The sequence below is a fragment of the Phreatobacter sp. GW821-FHT04C01 genome, from assembly GCF_059420385.1.
This window is the reverse complement of the sequence record NZ_JBWKTP010000001.1, coordinates 1,516,082-1,537,157: the sequence shown is the minus strand read 5'-3', so window position 1 is coordinate 1,537,157 and position 21,076 is coordinate 1,516,082. Positions and strand designations below refer to the sequence as shown.

Annotated in this window: 19 protein-coding genes and 2 pseudogenes; 11 read left to right on the top strand and 10 right to left on the bottom strand. The window is 67.2% G+C overall.

Annotation, left to right across the window (positions count from 1 at the left end; genetic code table 11):
• A pseudogene (locus AC07WJ_RS07070) lies at positions 1 to 99 on the top strand (flavin-dependent oxidoreductase); the annotation flags it as partial.
• A gap of 270 nt (positions 100 to 369) precedes the next feature.
• Here the strand turns inward: AC07WJ_RS07070 and hmgA are convergent.
• From hmgA to AC07WJ_RS07045, 5 genes are all read right to left on the bottom strand, one after another.
• A complete protein-coding gene (hmgA, locus tag AC07WJ_RS07065) occupies positions 370 to 1,719 on the bottom strand; it encodes a homogentisate 1,2-dioxygenase (protein ID WP_494933795.1) in 1,350 nt (449 codons plus the stop codon).
• 31 nt (positions 1,720 to 1,750) lie between these two features.
• Positions 1,751 to 2,524: an SDR family NAD(P)-dependent oxidoreductase gene (locus AC07WJ_RS07060; protein WP_494933794.1), complete on the bottom strand. Its 774-nt coding sequence runs from the start codon at positions 2,522 to 2,524 to the stop codon at positions 1,751 to 1,753.
• Between the two features lie 269 nt (positions 2,525 to 2,793).
• A complete protein-coding gene (locus AC07WJ_RS07055) occupies positions 2,794 to 3,516 on the bottom strand; it encodes a helix-turn-helix transcriptional regulator (RefSeq protein WP_494933793.1) in 723 nt (240 codons plus the stop codon).
• A 259-nt stretch (positions 3,517 to 3,775) separates the two neighbouring features.
• Positions 3,776 to 4,888, bottom strand: coding sequence for an LVIVD repeat-containing protein (locus tag AC07WJ_RS07050; RefSeq protein ID WP_494933856.1), 1,113 nt, complete (start codon positions 4,886 to 4,888; stop codon positions 3,776 to 3,778).
• A gap of 38 nt (positions 4,889 to 4,926) precedes the next feature.
• On the bottom strand, positions 4,927 to 5,313 hold the full coding sequence (locus AC07WJ_RS07045; protein WP_494933792.1) for a carboxymuconolactone decarboxylase family protein: 387 nt from the start codon (positions 5,311 to 5,313) through the stop codon (positions 4,927 to 4,929).
• A 202-nt stretch (positions 5,314 to 5,515) separates the two neighbouring features.
• Here AC07WJ_RS07045 and AC07WJ_RS07040 point away from each other — a divergent pair, with 202 nt between their 5' ends.
• Both AC07WJ_RS07040 and AC07WJ_RS07035 read left to right on the top strand, forming a co-directional pair.
• Entirely contained in the window at positions 5,516 to 6,505 is a 990-nt protein-coding gene (locus AC07WJ_RS07040; RefSeq protein ID WP_494933791.1) for a Bug family tripartite tricarboxylate transporter substrate binding protein, read from the top strand.
• Positions 6,502 to 7,293 carry an alpha/beta fold hydrolase gene (locus AC07WJ_RS07035; RefSeq protein WP_494933790.1) on the top strand — a complete coding sequence of 264 codons (792 nt, stop codon included), beginning with the start codon at positions 6,502 to 6,504 and terminating at the stop codon, positions 7,291 to 7,293. Before AC07WJ_RS07040 ends, AC07WJ_RS07035 begins: the two co-directional genes overlap by 4 nt.
• Positions 7,294 to 7,744: 451 nt before the next feature.
• Here AC07WJ_RS07035 and AC07WJ_RS07030 read toward each other — a convergent pair.
• Positions 7,745 to 7,834, bottom strand: a pseudogene (locus AC07WJ_RS07030) (SDR family oxidoreductase); the annotation flags it as partial.
• 140 nt (positions 7,835 to 7,974) lie between these two features.
• Between AC07WJ_RS07030 and AC07WJ_RS07025 the strand changes: the two are divergent.
• From AC07WJ_RS07025 to AC07WJ_RS07000, 6 genes are all read left to right on the top strand, one after another.
• Complete coding sequence (locus AC07WJ_RS07025; protein ID WP_494933789.1) at positions 7,975 to 8,874, top strand: LysR family transcriptional regulator; 900 nt, start codon at positions 7,975 to 7,977, stop codon at positions 8,872 to 8,874.
• A 73-nt stretch (positions 8,875 to 8,947) separates the two neighbouring features.
• Positions 8,948 to 10,000 (top strand): LysR family transcriptional regulator, encoded by a 1,053-nt coding sequence (locus AC07WJ_RS07020; RefSeq protein WP_494933788.1) that lies wholly within the window; start codon positions 8,948 to 8,950, stop codon positions 9,998 to 10,000.
• Positions 10,001 to 10,093: 93 nt separating this feature from the next.
• Complete coding sequence (locus AC07WJ_RS07015) at positions 10,094 to 11,281, top strand: CaiB/BaiF CoA transferase family protein (protein ID WP_494933787.1); 1,188 nt, start codon at positions 10,094 to 10,096, stop codon at positions 11,279 to 11,281.
• On the top strand, positions 11,278 to 12,258 hold the full coding sequence (locus AC07WJ_RS07010; protein WP_494933786.1) for a Bug family tripartite tricarboxylate transporter substrate binding protein: 981 nt from the start codon (positions 11,278 to 11,280) through the stop codon (positions 12,256 to 12,258). Before AC07WJ_RS07015 ends, AC07WJ_RS07010 begins: the two co-directional genes overlap by 4 nt.
• Positions 12,259 to 12,287: 29 nt before the next feature.
• Positions 12,288 to 13,043, top strand: coding sequence for an enoyl-CoA hydratase/isomerase family protein (locus tag AC07WJ_RS07005; protein WP_494933785.1), 756 nt, complete (start codon positions 12,288 to 12,290; stop codon positions 13,041 to 13,043).
• 240 nt (positions 13,044 to 13,283) lie between these two features.
• Complete coding sequence (locus AC07WJ_RS07000; protein WP_494933784.1) at positions 13,284 to 14,819, top strand: GMC family oxidoreductase; 1,536 nt, start codon at positions 13,284 to 13,286, stop codon at positions 14,817 to 14,819.
• A 48-nt stretch (positions 14,820 to 14,867) separates the two neighbouring features.
• Here the strand turns inward: AC07WJ_RS07000 and AC07WJ_RS06995 are convergent, their stop codons facing one another.
• Complete coding sequence (locus tag AC07WJ_RS06995; protein WP_494933783.1) at positions 14,868 to 15,683, bottom strand: SDR family NAD(P)-dependent oxidoreductase; 816 nt, start codon at positions 15,681 to 15,683, stop codon at positions 14,868 to 14,870.
• A gap of 369 nt (positions 15,684 to 16,052) precedes the next feature.
• On the opposite strand from AC07WJ_RS06995, the gene AC07WJ_RS06990 reads away from it, so the two are divergent.
• Positions 16,053 to 16,952 (top strand): AraC family transcriptional regulator, encoded by a 900-nt coding sequence (locus tag AC07WJ_RS06990; RefSeq protein WP_494933782.1) that lies wholly within the window; start codon positions 16,053 to 16,055, stop codon positions 16,950 to 16,952.
• A gap of 42 nt (positions 16,953 to 16,994) precedes the next feature.
• Here the strand turns inward: AC07WJ_RS06990 and AC07WJ_RS06985 are convergent, their stop codons facing one another.
• The 3 genes from AC07WJ_RS06985 to AC07WJ_RS06975 all read right to left on the bottom strand — a co-directional run bounded on the left by AC07WJ_RS06985 (position 16,995) and on the right by AC07WJ_RS06975 (position 19,880).
• On the bottom strand, positions 16,995 to 17,402 hold the full coding sequence (locus tag AC07WJ_RS06985; protein WP_494933781.1) for a RidA family protein: 408 nt from the start codon (positions 17,400 to 17,402) through the stop codon (positions 16,995 to 16,997).
• A gap of 16 nt (positions 17,403 to 17,418) precedes the next feature.
• A complete protein-coding gene (locus AC07WJ_RS06980) occupies positions 17,419 to 18,936 on the bottom strand; it encodes an FAD-dependent monooxygenase (protein ID WP_494933855.1) in 1,518 nt (505 codons plus the stop codon).
• Positions 18,937 to 19,205: 269 nt separating this feature from the next.
• On the bottom strand, positions 19,206 to 19,880 hold the full coding sequence (locus tag AC07WJ_RS06975; protein WP_494933780.1) for a L,D-transpeptidase: 675 nt from the start codon (positions 19,878 to 19,880) through the stop codon (positions 19,206 to 19,208).
• 107 nt (positions 19,881 to 19,987) lie between these two features.
• Between AC07WJ_RS06975 and AC07WJ_RS06970 the strand changes: the two genes are divergently transcribed.
• A complete protein-coding gene (locus AC07WJ_RS06970; RefSeq protein ID WP_494933779.1) occupies positions 19,988 to 20,890 on the top strand; it encodes a LysR family transcriptional regulator in 903 nt (300 codons plus the stop codon).
• The last annotated feature ends 186 nt before the right edge of the window (positions 20,891 to 21,076 follow it).

Genomic DNA, 21,076 nt, shown 5'->3' with positions numbered 1-21,076 from the left:
TTGTTGCTCACCGTGCCGAACCAGCTCGGCGTCGCCTACAATGCCCATGTGATCGAGGCCATTCTGAAGCATGTCGCGCCCGCCCTCGGGTGGCGCTGACAGCGGGAATGGTCCCGGCGGCACGGGCCGATTTCCGCGTTTCTCCAGCCGGCTCGCCGATCGCTGTTTTGCATCCGGTGGCGCGGCGGTTGGGCGGAACCGGCTTTTCGATCCTGTCCTGCCCGGCATCGGCCATGCGGCGCCCCCTGGCCTGACGCCGGCACATTCCGCCGCCGGACATGCTCCGGCGGGCCGGCGCGGGGGGCCCCCTTGGATTTCGGTCGGCGGATGGGCCGGCGATGCCCCCGACGGGCACGCCGGACGGGACCGTCAGGCCGGCGCGAACTTCCGGTCGATCGTATTCCAGCAGGCCGGGTAGTCGCCGTCCATCAGGTCGAGGCTGGAGGCATAGGCGGTCGGACTGAGCGGAAAGCGCGTTTCGAACATGAATGCCATGGTGCCGGACAGTTTCTCCGGGTGGAGCGGCTTGTTGGACGCCTTCTCGAAGGCCTCGGCGTCGGGGCCGTGGGCGATCAGCGCATTGTGCAGGCTCATGCCGCCGGGCACGAAGCCGCCCGGCTTGGCATCGTAGACGCCGTAGATCAGGCCCATGAACTCGCTCATGACGTTCATGTGGTACCAGGGCGGACGGAACGAGTTCTCCATCACGATCCAGCGCTCGGGAAAGATGACGAAGTCGACATTGGCCGTGCCCGGCGTGTCGGAGGCGGAGGTCAGCACCGTATAGATCGACGGATCCGGATGATCGAACAGGATCGACCCGACCGGCGAGAACCGGCGCAGATCATATTTCGCCGGCGCGAAATTGCCGTGCCAGGCGACCACGTCGAGCGGCGATTGCGGCAGGTCCGTCACGTAGAGCTTGCCGAGCGACTTCACGAACAGCCGGCAGGGCGTTTCCTTCTCTTCATAAGCCGCGACGGGCGCGAGGAAATCACGCGGATTGGCCAGGCAATTGGCGCCGATCGGCCCGCGCTCCGGCAAGGTGAGGTAGGAGCCGTAATTCTCGCAGACATAGCCGCGCGCCGGGCCACCGGGCAGGTCGACCTTGAACTTCATGCCCTTCGGCACGATCACGATCTCGCCCGGCGCGGCATCGAGAATGCCGCATTCGGTGAAGACGCGGATCATGTTCTCCTGCGGCACGATCAGCAGCTCGCCGTCGGCATTGTAGAGGTAGTCGTCGCCCATGGACCGGTTGGCGACATAGACGTGGCTCGCCATGCCGGCCTGCATGTAGACATCGCCGCCCGTGCAGATCGTCCTCAGGCCGGACAGGAAGGTGCAGGGCTCGGACGGGATCGGCACCGGATGCCAGCGCATCTGCGCGATCGGCAGCGTGCTCTCGTCGCGGCAGGGGGCGGTTCGGATCAGCCCGTGGTCGACCTGGCGGAAGCCCCGGCCATGCTTCACCGAGGGCCTGATCCGGTAGAACCAGGTGCGCTTGTTGGCGTGCCGGGGCGCCGTGAAGGCGGAGCCGGAGAGCTGCTCCGCATAGAGGCCCTGCGGCGCCTTCTGCGGTGAGTTGCGCATGATCGGCAGCGCGCCGGCAACGGCTTCCGTCGCGAACGAGTTCTCGAAACCCGTCATATAGGCGACGGACCCGTCGCGCGGCGACAGAACGGCCTCGCTATAGGCCGTCGCGATGTTGGCGTTCATGGTTCGGTTCTCCCGTGCGGAAACGGCGCGTTCAGAGGTGCCGGCCACCATCGACGACGATCGAGCAGCCGGTGGTCAGCCGCAGATGCGTGACGGCCGAAATGATGGACAGCGCGACATCGTCGGGTTCGGCGACGATCCTGAGCGGCGTGGCGGCGGCCTGTTTTTCGACAGCCTCGCGGCCGCGTCCGGCGACAAAATCGGTCGCGACCGCCGCCGGGGCGACCGAAATGACCCGCGTCCCGGGCGCGAGTGCGCGGGCGAGCGAAAGGCCCATCGTGTCGAGCGCGCCTTTCGAAGCGCAATAGGCGATCGAACTGCCGAGCCCGGTGGCGCCGGAAAGCGACGACACGTTCACGACAATGGAATCGCCGCTCGCGCGCAGCAGCGGCGCGAAGGCGCGGATGGTCGCGAAGGGCCCGCGCACATTGGTCAGCAGGATGCGGTCGAAAGTGGCGTCGTCGAGCGCGTCGAGATCGGCATGCGGCACGGCGCGCGTGACGCCGGCGGAATTGACCAGCACGTCGACCTTGCCGAAAACCCGTCGCACCTCGGCCGCCGCGGCGGCGAGCGCCGCGCTGTCCTCCATCGGCATGCGCAGCGCCAGATGGCCGCTGCCCGAGAGATCCGCGACCAGCGCCTCGGCGCGATCCCGGCCGGTATTGTAGCCGACCACGACGACCGCGCCGGCCCCGGCGAGGCGCTTCACCGCCGCCGCGCCGATGCCGCCGCTGCCGCCGGTCACCACCGCGACGCGCCCCTGAAGGCGGTATTCGCCTTGACCGCCCTGCCGCATGCTGCTCATCGGGTCCATTCCCTGGGACGTTCCGGGGCGCGGCCTTGGCCAGGCTCCCGTCGATTGGCTTCAGCCTATCGCGTCGGCCGCCCCGCATCTGTCCCAAGCGAGGGTGACAGGCCGTCGGCCGGCGAGCGCCGGCGGGATTGCGCCGCGGCAGGTTCGGAAAGGCAATGGGTGCAAACCCGCCCGCGCGCCGGACGGTCGGCAACGGCCCGTCGCTGTCGGGCAACGCGATGGGTGGGCCGCCGCCGCCGGCGCTCGACCGGCGGCGGCGCTCACATCATCAGGCGGCGCATCAGTTCGTTCTGCGAGCTGATGCCGAGCCGGGCATAGGCGCGTTTGCGATAGGTCAGCACCGTGTTGAGGCCGATGTCGAGGCGCAGCCCGATCCCTTCCGACGTCACGCCGAGCGCGATCAGGGCGCAGACCTGCCGCTCGCGGTCGCTGAGGTCCGGTGCGAGGCTCGCCAGGCGCGCGCTGAAGAGCGCTTCGGGGTCGCTCGCGGGGCGCGCGGTGGTTTCGTCATGGCGCCAGAGCAGGGCGAGCAGGACATCCGCCAGCCGGCCGATGCGATCGATGTCGTCGTCGCGGAAGCCCTCGCCCTTGCCGCGATAGAAGTTGAGCCGCATGGTTCCCTCGCCGCGGCTCTCGGCGACGGAGAGCCGGTGGCCGAGGCTGATCGCGGTGTAGCATTCGCGGCGGTAGTCGCCCTTCTCCACATCGTCCGCGTCGATGTCGACGATGATGCGGCGATCCTGCTGCCCCTGGGTGCGCAGGAGCCGCGTCACCGGATCGTCGTGCCAGTGCCGCCGCACATAGCGCTCGGCAACCGCGCGGGCCACGCGGCGGGGGCCGTTATTTTCGGCCACGACGGTCTGGATGGCGCCGGGCGAGGCGGCGAAGGCGGTCACGTGCTCCGCGCCGACGATGCGCCGCGACAGGTGCAGCAACCCCGGCCCGAACTCGTTGCGACCGATCTGACCGATCAGGTTCGCCAACAGGCTCTGGGATCCGTCGCGGGGGCCGGCGAACCGGCCGAGATCGTGGATATGCATCGCTTTGCTCCCGGCCGATCTGCGGGCGCTCTTCGTCCATGCGGGGCGCTTCTTCGCATTCTTGTTTGCATGCAGACTCACATGCGCCTGACGCGACTGTCAATCGACCGGGGATCGCCTCCTCGGCGCCCCCAACAGCCAAGCCGGCAGCGGCGGTGCCCGACCGTCCGCTATTCATCCAGGCAGCGTTTCCCTTGGCCCGTCAGGTTCGCTCGACGATGGACAGGCCCGCGACGCGATCGATCAGATAGACCAACCCCCGCTCGTCCATGAACACGTCGTTGCTGGAGACCCGGCTTTCGCCGGCGGGCGCGTCGGGAATGTAGTGGGCCGTTTCGTAGGGGCGCATGGGATTGGAGAAATCCACGAACCGGAGGCCTTGCGCGAACCAGGCGACAGGCACCTCGGTGCCGCGGATGATTTCGACAGGCTGGTGGCAGCCGGTCATTTCCGGATTGCGCTTGCCGTGAACGCCGTCGACCTGGAATGTCGCCACCGGGACCGGACGGGTCTCGTCGGTGGCATCGAGTATCCAGATGAACGCGGCAAGTTCGGGTGCCAGGCCGGCATCGAGCGGGTTCACGTCCTCGTCGGCGACCAGCAGGTAGCGCCGTCCGTTGATCGCGAAAGGCACCGGCACGATGGAGTGCGTCGGCCACGGAAAAGGCGGGCTCCAGTCAAATCCGGAAATCTGGCGCGGGCGGCTCATGTCGCTGATGTCGAGGATGACGCCGCCGCCATGCCAGTAGCTGACATAGAGGCGGTCGCCGCTGCGGATGGCATGGTGGCAACGGTGCTGGCGGCCCGGCCATAACGGCACCTCGCCGCCCGCGATCCACTGGCCCGGCATCCACCAGCGGCCGACTTCGCGCGGCCGCGCCGGATCGGCCAGGTCGAGGATCATCACGATATTGCCGAGATAGCCCTCGACCTCCGGCGAGATGAAGGCGTAGCGCCCGTCGAAGGTGAAGCGGTGGACGCCGGTGCCGTCACACTGCCAGCGCGTGATCTCCTTGGGCTGCCGCGGATTGCTGATGTCGTAGATGCCGAGTCCGCCGCGCAGGCCCTCGGCCGCCGCGATCTCCGGCGACACGATCTCCTGGTTGACCAGCATGATGCCGTTTGCGGCCTGCACCTTGTGCGAATGCAGCCCTTTCGGCACCTCCAGATGGGCGATTTTCTTCGGGCGGGATGGATCGCTCAGGTCGAGAATGGACGTGCCGCTGGGCGCACGCATATGCCCGATATAACCGAAGGATCCGTCGACGACGATCTGACCGCCGCCCGGGCAATCGAGATGCGCGATCTCGCGCACGCCTTTGCAAATGGCCAATGCCTTGCTCCGCTCTGGAATTATTTCTTGTCGCTCGCCGCGAAGACGTCCCGGCACGCCACGACACCATTGATGGCCGCCGCGACCCCGACATAGGGAACGAGCTGCATCATGATTTCGACGAGCTCTTCGCGCGTGACGCCGCATCGCATGGCGCCTCCGATATGCGTCCGCAGTTGCGGGCCGGCCGTGCCCAGCGTCGCCAGCGCCGCGACGGTCACGATTTGCCGGGTCCGTGAATCGAGCACGGGGGATTGATAGATCTCCCCGTAGATCGTCTCGAGCACATAGGTTGCGAGTTGCGGTGCAATATCGCCCAGCGACTGCTCGACCTGCTCTCGGCTTTGTCCAAGTATCTCACCGATTTTCCGTGCGCCAAGCTCGCGGCGATGAGTGCCTGTTTCCATGAGATCGGTCCTGCTCGTGAAGGCCTGTCGCGACTTCTATAGGTAGTCCTTGAAGGGGTGGATGTCACAGCTTATTGTGACAGACACGCTACGGCAGCCGGGTATAGATGGGACGGAGTGGCGAACTGCGTAGTGAGATCGTTGAATATCTCCCAGACAGAATAAGTCGCCACGGAGGAAACGATCAACCGAGGAAATGCCCATGGCTCCTGCCAAGCGTATCGGCAGCCGTTCCGTCCTGAGGGCGTTTGCCCTGGTCGGTCTTTTTTTCTGTTGGTGTTCTTCATCCGCGTCCGCTCAAGCCTTCCCGACCGGCCCGATCCGAATGATCGTTGGTTTCGGCCCCGGCTCGACCGCCGATATTCTGGCGCGGCTCGTGGCGGCGCACATGACCACCCAGCTCGGCCAGCCCGTGGTCGTGGAAAATCGGCCGGGCAACAGCAGCATGCTGGCCGCCGAGGCGGTCGCCCGCGCACCGAAGGATGGGCAAACGCTGTTCATGGGGACGGTCGCCAACGTTCTCAACCCGTTGCGCATGCGCTCGCCGTTCGACCTGGCAAAGGACATGGAGCCGATCGCGCTGTTGGGGGTCAGCCCGAATGTGCTGGTCGTCCACCCCTCGATCCCGGCCCGGACCGTACAGGAGCTGATGGCGCTCGCGCGGGCAAAGCCGGAAACGCTGACATTTGGTTCGTCCGGCATCGGCACCGCCAGTGATCTCGCCGCGCAATTGTTCAACGCCAGGGCCGGGACGAAGATCGTGGCCGTGCAGTACCAGGGTGGTGCCAGCCAGGGGGTCACGGACCTGCTCACCGGGCGCATTACCGCGATGTTCAATGTCGCGGTCGTGCTGGCCCCCTATGCCAATGCAGGGCAACTCGTACCCTTGGCCGTCGGCCAGCCGCGGCGCACGGCCATCATGCCGAACGTGCCGACGATGGACGAACAGGGCGTTGCAGGCTTTGATGTCGGTGTCTGGGTCGGCCTGCTGGCGCCGGCAGGGACGCCGCCGGCGGTCGTCGAGAGGCTTGCGCGTATTGCCAACGACGCGCTTCAGACCGAGGCGGTGAAGTCGGCGATGCAGACGCAGGGAATGGACGCCGTGGGCGCGGGCCCGGCCGAATTTCGCGCCTATATTGTTTCCGATACCGAGAAATGGAAGTTGATCATCGAGGCGGCGGATCAGAGATGACGCATCAAAACCCGAAGCAGACACCCTGGTGCAAGATGATCGGCGACGGACCCGATCACGTCATCGCGCTGCACGGCTGGTTCGCCGACCACCGCGCCTATGCGTCGATTTTCGACATCCTCGACACGGACCGGTTCACCTACGCCTTCCCCGACATTCGCGGCTACGGCCGGTCACGCGACATTGCCGGCGACTACACGATCGGCGAGGTCGCGCAGGACGCCTTGGCGCTGGCGGATCATCTCGGCTGGGACTCGTTCCATATCATCGGTCATTCGATGGGCGGAAAGGCGGCCCAGAAAGTCGCCATCGACGGCGGCAAGCGCGTCAAATCGGCCGTGGCGCTGACGCCGGTTCCGGCACCCGCCATGCCCGTCGATGACGCGACCTACACGTTCTTCTCGGACGTATGCCGAAGCGACGACACGGCCCTGGCCTTGATCGGGCAGTCAGTGGGGCAACGCCTCTCCGCGACATGGATGAAGCGCCTGCTTGCCGGCGCCCGCGAAACGGCGCGGCCCGAGGCCTTTCGCGCCTACATGCAATCATTCATCCGCGACGACCTCTCCGCGGGATCGGCGACGGTGACCTGCCCCATCCTTGCGCTCGCCGGCGAGCACGACAACGGCGTGCGCAAGGAAATCGTCGCCGAGGTCTTTCCGCAATTGTTCCCGAATGCCGGGCTGACGGTCGAGGTCCTCGCCAATGCCGGACACTACCCGGTCGACGAGATACCGATCTATCTGATCACGCGGATCGAGCAGTTTCTGCGCGCCACGGCCTCGTAGCGCGTGGTGATCGATGCAGTGGGCGGCGCCGGCGCTTCGACCACATGCATCGGTGCGCCTCGCCAGCCTCGGAAGCCGCTCCCCGTCGCGGCGCCTCACGCATGCCGCAGCCCGGCCCCATCCGCCCAGGCGTTGAGCCGCGCCCGAGGTCTTGACCGGCAAGGGGCTCCCCGTCGACGGGCGGCGGGCCGGGAGGCCCGCCGCAGCCGCGGTTCGGCGCCTCCCCGATGGCCTGCGTCGAGAGCGTCCCAGGGGACCGGGAATTGCCGGGGCCGATGCCCGCGACGGCGACCGGCACGGCGACGCGGCGTTGGCGCCATCAAGACAACAGGGAGCGCCATGCGGCCGGGTGCCGGTCCCGGCCGCACCACCGGCTACTTCGTCGTATGGCCGCCGTCGACGAGGATGGCCTGGCCGGTCATCCACCGGCCGTCCGAGACGAGGAAGCGAATGCGGCGAGATCGCGTGCGAGCAGGCAGCCGAGATTCTTCGCACCGCCGGCGATCAGAACGGTTTTTCCCCTGATGCTGTGATCGGTCATTGACGTTGGCCTCCTCGTTTGCCGGCGGCCACGCGCGACCGCTTCCTGAAACGCAAGGTAGCGTCTATGATTTCGCCCTAAAGCCGACCATTCTGACACCACTTGTCAGAAAATGAGGACAATCGTGAGGGCCGGTATCGTTGGACCGTATCGATCTTTTCCGCACCTTCACCCGCGTCGTCGAATGCGCGAGCTTCACCCGCGCCGCCGATACGCTCGGGTTGCCGCGCTCCTCGGTCTCGGCCGCCGTGATCGATCTCGAAGCACGAGTTGGCGCGCGCCTGCTTCACCGGACCACCCGGAAGGTCTCGCCGACTCAGGACGGCGCCGCCTTCTATGAACGCTGCCTGCGGCTGATCGCCGATGTCGAGGAGACGGAGGGGCTGTTCCGCCAGACCTCGGTCGGGCCGAGCGGCACGCTCCGCATCGACGTACCGGGCCGGATCGGCCGGCTCATCATCGCGCCTGCCCTGCCGGAATTCCTCGCCCGTCATGGCCAGCTCGACATCGAGCTGCGCGTCACCGATCGCGCGGTCAACCTCGTCGAAGAGAGCGTCGACTGCGTGCTGCGCGTCGGACCGCTCGGTGATTCCGGGCTCATGGCCCGCAAGATCGGCGACCTGCCGCTCATCAATGCCGCCAGTCCCGCCTATCTCGCCCGATACGGTACGCCTGACGCGCCGCACGATCTTGGTGAGCATCTCGCCGTCAACTATGCCTCGCCATCGACCGGCCGTGTCGAGGGTTGGGAGTGGATCGAGGACGGCGAGGTGCGGATGCTGCCGATGCGTGCGCGCGTCACCGTCAACAACGCCGAAGCCTACATCGCCTGTTGCCTTGCCGGCCTCGGGCTCATCCAGATTCCGGCCTATGACGTCAGGCGCCACATCGACGCCGGCGCGCTGGTCGAGGTCATGCCCGGGCATCGCGCCGCGCCGATGCCGATGACGCTGCTGTACCCGCACCGCCAGCATCTCTCCCGGAGGCTCCAGGTCTTCGCGGATTGGCTCGAGCAAGTCCTGAAACGGGAGATTCTCTAGGAGGCCGGCACCTCGCTGTCGCCAGACCCGCGGCAACCACGACGGGCCGGTCCACATTGCCGCCTCGGGCGGCATGCGCCGACGCGCCGCAAGCGATCGTGCCGCTTTTACCAAACGATTGAACTTTGGACGCTTTCTCGGCATTCAGGCGAGCGAAGACCTCTCGCTGGCTGAGCTCATGAACTTGCGCGCCCTCACCTATTTCGCCGCGGTCGTCGAGGAAGGCTCCATTTCGCGCGCCGCGTTGCGCTTGCACGTCGCCCAGCCGGCGTTGAGCCTGCACATCCTCAACCTCGAGCGAGACCTCCATACCGAGCTCCTGCATCGAACCGCGCGCGGCGTGACGGCGACCGAGAGTGGCGCACAATTGTATCGGCATGCGCGCGACATCCTGACCAGGATCGATCTGGCGCGGGAAGAGGTTCGGGCTCATGCGGCGTCGGCCGTGGGCGACGTCGTGCTGTCCATGACCCAGTCGGTGGCCAAGACGCTGGCGCTGCCGGTCTTTCAACGCGTGATGAGCGAGTATCCCGGCATTTCGCTGCGATTGAGCGAGAGCAATACGGGTCATGTCCCGACGCTGTTGCGGCAACGTCAGATCGATCTCGGCATCACCTTCAAAGCGCAGAACGACCCTGCCCTTCACGAGATGCCGCTGGTCGAGGAAGATCTCTATCTGATCGGTCCCGCCGATGCGCTGCCCGGCGAGCGCAACCGCACCGTCACCTTCGAGGACGCCGCGCGATTGCCGCTGATACTGCCGGGGCGTCCGCACAGCCTGCGCGAACTGATCAACGACTATGCGCGGAACAATCGCCTGGCGCTGAACGTCGTCGGCGAGGTGGACGCCGTACCGCAGCTGAAGGATTTCGTTGCCGCCGGCGTCGGCCACACGATTCTGACCCAGGCTTCGGTCCAGGCCGAGCTCGCCGACGGCAAATTGAGTGCGAGGCGGGTGATCGAGCCGGTCATTTCGCGCCGTGTCATTCTCTGCCGGTCGACGGAAATTCCGCCGACGCGCGCGGCCGCCATCGTCGCGCGGGTTCTCGTCGAAACGACCCGGCAATTGATTGATGACGAGCGGTGGCCCGGGCGTTTTGTCGGCAGCCATAACAAAGCGGTCTGACTGCCAGATCGACTCTGTCTTATCCAGCCGCGCCGGCCTCGGATACGAGTGATCGCCGGGTGTTCGGCACGTTTTTCCGGAACAGAGTTGGCGATGGCCTTGTTGAATGGCGTCCGGGTGGTCGAGCTCGGCCAGATTCTTGCGGCTCCGTTCGCGGCGGAGATCCTGGGTGACCTCGGCGCCGATGTCGTCAAGGTCGAGAAACCGAACGGCGGCGACGATGCGCGCGGCTGGGGACCGCCCTATTGGGAAGGCGACGCGGCGCTGTTTCATCAGATGAACCGCAACAAGCGCAGCGTCGTTCTCGATCTCAAGACACCCGAGGGCATCGACAGCATCGTCGAGCTGATCGGCACCGCCGACGTTTTCGTCCACAACATGCGGCCGGGAGCCGTCGACGCGCTCGGCCTCGGCGCCGAGAACCTGCGCAAGACATATCCGCGCCTGATCTATGCCGATATCGGCGCCTTTGGACATGCGGGGCCACTCAACAAGCGCCCTGGCTATGAACTTCTTCTCCAGGCCTTCAGCGGCGTCATGAGCATTACCGGCGAGCCGGCCGGGATGCCGGTTCGAACCGGCCCTTCGATCAACGACCTGGGCGCCGGCATGTGGGCGGCGATCGGGATCCTCGCGGCGCTCGTCAATCGTGCGAAGACCGGAGAGGGCTGCCTGCTGCAAACCTCATTGTTCGAAACCGCGCTATGCTGGACGGGGATCCCGGTCGCCAATCATCTGGCATCTGGCACTAGGCCCGAGCGGATGGGTTCCGGTCACCCGTCGGTCGTGCCCTATGGCGCATTTCCGACCGCGACCGGCCCCTTGATCGTCGCCGCCGGCAATGATCGCCTGTTTGAACGATTGGCGCAGGCTCTCGACAATCCCCCCTGGGCCCGGGACGACCGCTTCGCGAAGAACGATGGCCGTGTCCGGGCCCGTGTCGAGCTCGAGAACCTGATCGCGGCCGCGCTGAAGCAGAAGCCGCGCGACGCATGGATCGCGCTGTTCGAAGAAAAAGGGATTCCCTGCGCGCCGATCATGGAGATTCCCGAAGTCCTCCAGCACCCGCAGACGCTCGCCCTGGAGATGATGCAGGCGACCCCGGAGAACGAGGACATCAGGCTCATGGGACTGCCGCTTTCGATCAATGGAAAGCGCCCCGGGCCGCGGCGACCGCGCCTCGCGCTGGGCGCCGACACATCCGACGTCCTGCAAGCACGGCAGGCCGACGCGCAACACGCAAGACCGCACAACCCTTGCCAAGAGCGAGAAAGCAAATGACCAGGATAACAAGGCGAAGCGTCGTCGCCGGCGGGCTCTCCTTGATGGCGACGCGCGCCGGCGCATCGACCGACTGGCCCAATCGGCCCATCAGGATCATCGTCCCCTTTGCCCCCGGCGGCCCGACCGACTTCGTTGCCCGCCTCATTGCCAAACCGCTGAGCGACGCGCTTGGCCAGCAGGTGCTCATCGAGAACCGTCCCGGCGCGAGCGGCAATCTCGGAGCACAGGGGGTCGCCGACGCCGACCCGGACGGCTACACGCTGCTCCACACGACGATCGCGACACAGGCGCTCAATCCTGTCCTCATGCCGTCGTCCCGGCTGCGGCCGCTCAACGATTTCGCCCCGGTCGGCACCACCGCGGCCTTGCCGAACGTGCTCGTCGTTCAGCCCAAGAAGCACGACATCAAGACGGTTGGAGAGCTCGCCGAGCTTGCGCGCAAGATGCCGCGCGGATTGACCTTCGGCACCTTCGGGCATGGGACGTCGCCCCACATCCTGAGCCTTCTGTTTCAGAAGAAGGCCGGGTTCGAGGCCGTGCCGGTCGCCTATCGCGGCAGCGCCCCCGCCATGACCGATATTCTCGCCGGGCAACTCGATTTCCTGTTCGACAACATCACGACTTCGGCCGAGCAGATCCACGCGGGAACCGTCCGCGGCCTCGCCGTGACCTCGGCAACGCGCTCCTCCGTTCTTCCGGACATTCCGACGATGAAGGAAGCGGGTTTCGACGGCTTCGATCTCAATTTCGGGTTCTCGCTGATGGCCCCGGTCAAGATGCCGGCCGCTCTCATGACCCGCCTGCAGGACGCCTTCGATCCCATCGCGAGCGGAGCGAGCTATGCCGCCGCACTGAAGGCGCGCGGCGCGGAACCCCTCGTCGTGCCGCGGGCCGAGCTGCCGGGCTTCCTGGAGCGCGCGACGGAGACCTGGCTCAACGTCGCGCGGCAGATCGATCTTGGTCCCGCGGCCTGACCAACGGCCTGCATCGGGTGGTGAATTGAATGTCCTATATCCAGTATCGCGTCGAAGATCATATTGCGCGGATCGTCCTCGATCACGCTCCGGCCAACGCGCTCAGCCTTCCCATGGTGGAAACGCTGCTCGGTCATTTGCGTCAGGCACGGGCCGACGATGACGTCCGCGTCGTCCTGCTCGAAAGCGCGATACCGCGCCGCTTCAGTGCCGGATTGGATATCAACATCCTGAGCGGTGGCCACGGCGAGAGCATTCACGCGCTGTTGCGGAAGCACTATGTCGAGCTGTCGGAGGCGCAATATCATCTCGGCAAACCCTCCATTGCGGCGGTCAACGGCGCCGCCCGCGCCGGCGGCATGACCCTGGCGATCTCGAACGACGTGCTGATCGCGGGAAAGAGCGCGACCTTCGGCTATCCCGAGATCGATGTCGGCCTCATTCCCGCGATTCATTTCGGCCATCTTCCGCGTATCGTCGGCAGGCATCGCGCCTTCGAGCTCCTGTTCACCGGCCGCGCCTTCTCGGCGCAGGAGGCCTACGATCTCGGCCTCGTCAGCCGTGTCGTCGATGACGATGAGGTCGTCGACGCCGCCCTCGATCTGGCCCGGACCTTTGCCGAAAAGCCGCCGGGCATCATGAAGCTCGCCCGCGACGCGTTCATGCGCGCGACCGACACGCGCAGCGAAATCGGTTATGCGGTCGAGAACTTCTGCAGCGCCATCAACACACAGGAAGCACGCTCCGGCCTGGCGGGCTTCCTGGAGCGGCGGGACCGCCGATAGGTTGCTCCCGACATCGATCACCGGCCGCCGGCAGCGAAGGCGGCGATGCGGCTGCGCCGAGACCCCGACGACGTCCGTCCGGCTGGACTGATGTCCAGCCTGTTGGACATAGTGTCTGGCAACATCCATCTTATCGTCCATCCAAGGACACCCTAGCTTCCCGGCAGTGCCGAACGTCCCCGCCGACGACGGCCAATGCAACGGCGCGGAGCCGCGCCCGCAACGCCCGGGAGAACCATCATGAGTTTGCTCGACGACAAGGCCGGATCAGGTCCGTTCGATGTCATCATCGTCGGCGGCGGTTCGGCCGGCGCCGTCCTGGCGGCGCGGCTGAGCGCCGAGCCGAAGCGCAAGGTGCTTCTGCTCGAGGCCGGTCCGGACTTCGCGCCGGGCGCCTATCCAGCGGTTCTGGCCAAGGCCGATATCGTCGCCGGCTCGCCGGACTTCGACTGGAACTATCAGACCGGCGACACCGACCGCCTCGGGCATGCTGTTCCAGTCCCGCGCGGACGCGTGGTCGGCGGCAGTTCCGCGGTCAACGCCGCCGTGGCGATGCGGGCCAGGCCCTCCGACTTCGCCCGCTGGACCCGGCGCGGCATCGCGGGATGGTCGTGGGACGAGGTGCTGCCGGCCTTCAAGGCGCTCGAGCGCACGACCGCCGGTGCCGATGCCTGGCATGGGCGCAGCGGCCCGATGCCGGTCCACCAGTGGACCGCCGACGAAAACACGCCGTCGCTGCGCGCTTTCGTCGCCGCTTCGGAAGCGGTCGGGCTGGCTCCGATCGCCGATTTCAACGGCGCCACCCAGGACGGCGTCGGCCCCTACCCGCTCAATATCGTCGGCGGCCTGCGCATCAATACCGGCATGGCCTATCTGACCGAGGCCGTGCGGGCTCGGCCCAATCTGACCATTCGCGGCGGAACCGAGGTCGATCGTGTCCTTGTCGAGGGTGAGCGCGCGGTCGGCGTGGCGCTCGCCGACGGCGCACGCGTCAGCGCGGCCCAGGTGATCCTCGCCGCCGGCACCTTCGGCAGCCCCGCCATCCTCATGCGCTCCGGCATCGGGCCGTCCCGCCATCTGGCGGAACTCGGCATTCCCATGATCACCGATCTGCCGGTCGGGCAGCGGCTCTTCGATCAGCCCTTCTTCTACAACGTCTTCGCGCTGAAGGAGCCGGCGAAGGCGATGACGCCGGCTGCCGGCGCGATCGTCTGGACCCACTCGCGGAGCGCCCGGCCCGGTGAGCTCGACCTCCACATCTCGGCCACGCACCTGATCGATCCGAAGGCGAGCCCGACCGGCGGCGCGATCGTGCTGGCGGTCGCCGTCACGCTGCCGAACTCGGTCGGCTCGCTGCGCCTGGCGAGCCGCGATCCGCGCGTGGCGCCCGAGATCCAATACAATTTCTTCGACGATCCCAATGACCTGGAGCGGCTGATGGAGGGTGTCCGCCTGTCGCGCAGGATCGGCCGGACGGCGCCCTTTTCCGATCTCATCGATCACGAAATGGCGCCGGGCAATGCGATCGACGACAGCGACGAGGCGCTCCGCCGCGCCATCGTCGCCAATGTCGCGGCCTATCTGCATCCCACCTCGACCGTGCCGATGGGAGCCGAGACCGATCCGACCGCGGTGGTCGATGCCTGGGGCAAGGTGCGCGGCGTCGCGGCCCTGCATGTGGTCGACGCCTCGATCATGCCGGACATCCCATCGGTCGCGACCAACATCACCACGATCATGCTGGCCGAGCGCATCGCGGCAAAGCTCGCGGCCTGATCGGCCGCGATCAGATGTCGAAAGGTGGAGAGACGGCCCGTTCGTCTCTCAGCCTTGCGCGTTCGCGGAAACGGCGGCCCAGGCCTCCCACGTCGCCAATCGGCTGGAATAGACCCGCTTGGCGATGGCCAGGCCGGCATTGCCCAGGATGAGGCGCAGTGGCGGTTCGGCGGCATCGACCACCTCGAGAATGGCCGGGCCGGTCGCCGCGGGATCGCCGAGCGGGGTTGCCGCGCCCGCCGTCTTCAGGCGCTCGCGCAAAGGGTCATAGGCCGGCATCGGCCGGGCACGGCTCGCCGACGAGCCGCGCCAATCCGTGGCATAGCCGCCAGGCTCGATCAGGGTGACCTTGATGCCGAATTCGCCGACTTCCGATGCGAGCGTTTCCGACAAGCCCTCCACCGCCCATTTGCTGGCGTTGTAGATGCCGGCGGTCGGGAAGGTGGTGATCCCCGCAATGCTCGAGGTAATCAGGATATGGCCGCTTCGCCGTTCACGCAGATGCGGCAGAGCAGCCTGGACGACCCACAAGGTGCCGAAGAAATTGGTCTCCATCTGGGCGCGCGCAGCCCCGTCCTCGCTCTCTTCGATCGTGCCGAGCAGGGCATAGCCGGCATTGCTGACCACGACGTCGATCCTGCCGAAATGCGCGATCGCGGAAGCCACGGCGGCGAAGACCGCCCGGCGGTCCGCCACGTCGAGCATCAGCGGCAGGATGGCGTCGCCATGGCGCGCCTTCAGCGCCGCCAGATCCTCGGGCTTCCGGGCGGTGGCCGCGACCTTGTCACCGCGGCCGAGCGCGGCCTCCACCCAAGCGCGGCCGAGCCCGCGCGAGGCGCCTGTAACGAACCAGATCTTCGACATGCCATTCTCCTGAACCTTGATATCGGGCGCGATCGCCGGTACCGGCCGCCTCGTCGCGAACCACCCGCGCGCGCCGCCCCCCGTTCAAAGCATTGGCCGTCGCCGGCGGATGGCGCGCCCGCGAGCCGGTCAAATGATGTCGCGAGCCCGCCAGCACATGCCGGCCTTGGCGTGCCGCCAATGGATCTGGCCGAAACGCGCGACTTCTTGGCGGTTTCGGAGGCGCGGCGAACCGTGCCGGGCGCCCATCATGGGGCAGCGTCCGGACAATCGCGCAGGGGGCCGGCCACCGGCGTCCGCCGCCTTGTCATTTCGAACGGAATGACTTCTGTTCGGCGGCCGGACGCTGGCCCGGAGGGGAGCCACCTGATGAGCAACGACCCGGCCTGGCGCGACCTGATCAAGGAGGATTTTCCGGATTCCGTTCCGCGCCCGGTGGTCGGCCAGGCGCTCGATCTCGCCAACACGACCGAACTCTCCCCGCACGCGCATCGAAAATCCCAGCTGCTCTATGTCGTCAGCGGCGCCATCACCGTCCGGGCCGCGTCGGGGCTCTGGACCGTGCCGCCCTCGTGCGCCATCTGGATCCCCAGCGGCTGCGTCCACAGCGCGAGCGTCATGGGTCAGGTCTCCGTCGGCTGCCTCTATGTCGAACCGGACGTCTCGGCGGCGCTGCGGCCCGAATGCGGCATCATCTTCGTGCAGCCGCTGCTGCGCGAACTGATGTTCCGCTTCATGGCCGGCCCCAGGCTCTACGAAACCGGCAATAGCCGTGAATCGCGGCTGGTCGACGTCCTGATCGACGAGCTCAATGCCGCTCCCGAGGAGCCGCTCTGCCTGCCGATGCCGAGGGATCGCCGGCTTGTCCGGGTCGTCGACATGTTTCTCGGCGATCCCGCCCGGCGCATGACGATCGACGAATGGGGCGCGCGTGTCGGCGCCAGCAACCGGACCCTCAGCCGGCTGTTCCGCCACGAGACCGGCCTGACCTTCGCGAAATGGCGGCAGCAACTCCATATCGGGCTTGCGCTTCAGCACCTCGCCTCCGGGCAGAGCGTCACGACCATCGCGCTGGACCTCGGCTACGAAAGCCCCAGCGCATTCATCGCGATGTTCAAGCGGACGCTCGGCACCACGCCGTCCCGCTATTTTTCCGATCATCCCGCGGCCATGCCGGAGGCGGTGGAACCGAACCGGGCCAGGGCCGCGGCGGCGCGGAACGTGATTGCGCTGCCAGGGCGCCAGGGAAGGCCTGTCAGGGCGCCGTGAGACGGCTCCAGGCCAGCGGACCCTTGCCGATGGCGCCGGTCCTCACGAGGCCATCACCACCAAGGCATCGATCTCGACGAGCCACTCCGGCAGACCCAGACAGGCGACACCGAGATAGGTGCTGGCGCAGAGCGGCCAGTCCGCCCCGAACACACCGTGTCCCGCGCCGAATATCGCCGCGATCCGGTCCGGTCGGTGGTCGACGACATGGATCTTCATTTGCAGGATGTCGCCCGGAGTTGCGCCGAGCGCATCGAGCGCGGCCCGGATATTGAGGAAGCACTGCCGGGCCTGCTGCTCGTGACTGCCGGCTCCGACCAGTTCGCCGCGCGCATCGATCGCCACCTGGCCCGCTATCGCCGCCATGCGCCGGCCGGCCGGCGCCACGACGATCTGCGCATAGAGATCCTGGATGGGCGGTGCCAGGCCAGCGGGATTGAGCCTCCGCATGATGCTTGTCTCCGGGTCAGAGCGATGGCGCGGGCAGCAGGATCGGCGGCGCCCGCATCTCCGGCGCCGCCGGCGACGCGACGTCGCCCTCGCAGGAGATCGAGCCGGCGACATAGCCGTCCGGGCGGACCAGGACGGCCGCCCGCCCCGCGAGTTCGCCGCCGTGATTGCCGCGCCGCGCCGTCACATCGGCCACGGCCTCCCGCGCCAGCCATGACGGGACCGGCGCCCGGCGACCGTCGCGCAGCGACAGGTTCAGCCATCGCCCCTGCGAGAGATTGCCGAACAGCGCGCTTTTCGTCCCATCGGCCAGGATGAGGTCTTCGTCGGGGACCCGCTGCCCCACGCGCGAACCCGTCTCCGCCTCTTCGGGCAACAACCCGCCGGGATAGCCCACGGCAAAGCCGGACATCTCGCCCGCCACGGCCTTGTTGAGTTCCGCGATCTGCAGATAGCGGCCGAACTGCGCGCGAAGGGCCAGGCCCGACGGGTCGAACGAGGAGATCAGCGCGGTCTGCGCCAGCGTGTTCTCATAGAGGCTCCGGCCGATCGGCCGGCGCTCCCGTTCGAACGTATCGAGCAATGCCTCCGGCGCCTGGCCCTTCAGCACCGCCGCCAGCTTCCAGCCGAGATTCATGGCATCCTGAATGCCGACATTCATGCCCTGGCCGCCGGCCGGCGTGTGAATATGGGCGGCATCTCCGACCAGGAAGAGACGGCCCTTGCGATAGTGCGTGGCCAGTCGCGTCTCGTCGGTGAAGCGGGTCAGCCACAAGGGCGCACGCGCGTTGCAATCGGTCCCCAGGATCTTCCGGGCCGACGCAGCCAGCTCGTCCAGGGTCAGCGGCTCCGTCTGCGGCAGGGTGCGCCTTTCGCGATCGAGCAGCACGATGCGATGGTGCACGCCGTCGCCGAGCGGCGCGATCAGGACATGCCCGTTCTCGTTCATCCGCGACAGCATGGGCGGCCCGTCGGGAGGGTCGAGCCGCACGTCGCCCATCGCGAAGGTCTGGGTGGCGGGCGAACCGGGGAAGTCGATCTCGGCCCTGGAGCGAACCAGGCTGCGCGCTCCGTCGGCGCCGATGCCGTAGCGCGCGCCGACCCGGAACGATCCGCCCGTGGTCTCGCCGTGGAAGACCACGCCGTCGGCGGCGTGATCCAGATGGGTGAGTGTATGGCCGCGCCGCAGCACGACGCCCAGCTCCAGCGCCCGCTCTTCCAGCAGGATCTCGGTCGTCGCCTGCGGAATGAACAGGCTGTGCGGAAAACGCGTTTCGAACCCGGAGAAATCCAGGCGCGTGTCGAGCAGCCCGAAATGCCCGGTCGGCAGCGGCCTGCCGCGCGCCATGAAGCGCTCGGCCAGGCCGCGCAGCGCGAAGACCTCCAGCGTGCGGCCATGAATGGTCAGGGCCCGGGACTGATTGATGCGCTCGCTACGCCGTTCCAGCACCACCACCGCGATCCCGGCCAGCCGAAGCTCGCAGGCCAGCCACAGCCCGACAGGGCCCGCGCCGGCGATGGCGACGTCGAACATCTCGTCTTGCATTGGGATCGGTTCCTGGGAGATTGCGCGCCGGCACGATCGTCGCGAAGGCCGGCCGGTATGGTGGCGGACGCCGGCGCCCCAGCCGGACGGGGCCCCGACACGATTTGCGCGGATCGCTTCGGCGGACGCGGCCAACGGCGACGCCCGTTGATCGGCACAATGGCCAAGAGCCGGGAGCCACGCTCCGTCATCGGCGCCAATATCTGTCGTGATCCCGCCATGGTCGCGCACGGAGATTGTCTCCGCGGCATCGCCCTTCAACCCGTCATCGTCACCCTGGCGGGTAGCACGACCGCTTTGGCTCCGACCGGAACGCGCCGATAGAGGTCGATGATGTCCTGGTTCAACAGGCGGACGCAGCCGGATGAGACCTTCGTGCCGATCGTCCATGGCTCCACCGTACCGTGCAGCCGGTAGAGCGTGTCCTGTCCGTCGCGGTGCAGATAGAGCGCGCGCGACCCCAGCGGATTGCCCTCGCCGCCCGGCAGGCCGGCCCTGACCGGGCCATAACGCTCGGGCTCCCGCGCGATCATGTTCGGTGTCGGCGTCCAGCGTGGCCATTGGGCCTTGCGCCCAACCGTCGCCTCGCCCTGGAAATTGAAGGCTTCGACCTTGCCGACGCCGACACCGTAGCGCAATGCCGTGCCGTTCTCCTGGACGAGATAGCAGAACCGTGCATTGGGATCGACGACGACCGTGCCGGGCCGTTCGGCTGTCCGATAGGGCACTTCCTGGCGGTAGAATCGCGGCGAAATGGTCGCCAGGTCGACGGCAGGGACCGGGAACGGCTCGGTGTCGATGGCGGCATACATCGAGCGGTAATACGGCTCGTCCGCCGCCGATGGAATGGCCGGCGCCACGGCCTGGCGCGAGACGCAGCCCGCCGCCAGCAAGGGGAAACCGATAACGAATGAACGCCTGCGAATTGACATCGTCGACTTGAACTCCGGGCACGTGTTGCGTCCGGCTCATGGAAGCCCGTGACGACAACCGCGTCTATCCGTTATGCTATGATCATAGCCATAACCAGGAGATATGGATGGACATCAACGCGGCCTTGCGCGCCTTTGTCCGGACCGTCGAGAAGGGCTCGGTCACGGGAGCCGCGCGCGATCTCGCCATATCGCAACCGGCTGTCACCAAGCACCTGCGCAACCTCGAACGCCATGTGAATGCGCGCCTGCTCGAACGTTCCTCGCGCTCGGTTCGGCCGACCGCTCACGGCCTGACGCTCTACGAGGCGAGCCGCACCGCGCTCGCCGCGATCGACGCGGCGATGGAGGGCGTGCGCCGGGACATGGGGGAGATCGAGGGCACCTTGCGGATCCACGCACCGTCCTGTCTCGGAACGCAGCACCTGCACGGCATGGTGATGGCGTTTCAGGACGCCCATCCCGGCGTCGGTGTCGATCTCGTGCTCGACAACCGGCATGTCGATCTCATCTACGAGAATTTTGATCTCGCCCTTCGCTATGGCAAGCCCGAAAGCCAGGACCTCATCGTCCGCCGCGTCGGCTCGATCCGCCGCATCCTGGTCGCATCGCCGGACTATCTGCGGCGCGTCGGCCCCATCGACAGCGTGGAGCGCCTGTCGGATGTCGCCATCGTGACGACGACGACGATCCTGTCGCCGCGCGATACGCTGACCCTGTGCAAGGCCGGCGGCACGATCGAGGTGGCCGTCCGGCCGTCGCTCAAGACCAACAATGCCCAGGTCCTGACGAACAGCCTGAAGGCTGGACGCGGCGCGGGCCCGGTCCAGTTGATCCTCGTGGCCGACGAACTGGCCGACGGCCGCCTCGTCCGCATCCTGCCGGACTACGAGGTGAAGCCGACGGAGGCTTTCCTGGCCTACCCATCGACCAAATTCATGCGCCCGGTCGTCCGGGCCTTTACCGATTTCGTGATCCCCAGGCTCCGCGACGTCGAAGGCATCGATTGAAAGCCGGCGAAGGCCGATCGCGCGCGAGCCGCGATAGGCCGTCCGATGGGGTCCGCCCGATCGAGACCCGGCCCGGCACGCGGATGCCCTCGCCTGCTCCGCGAGGCCATCCGGCAAGGGCCAGGCGCCACCCCGGACGCCCGGCTTTCACCGGATAGGCTGGCGCGCTCACGCGGATCGTTTCCA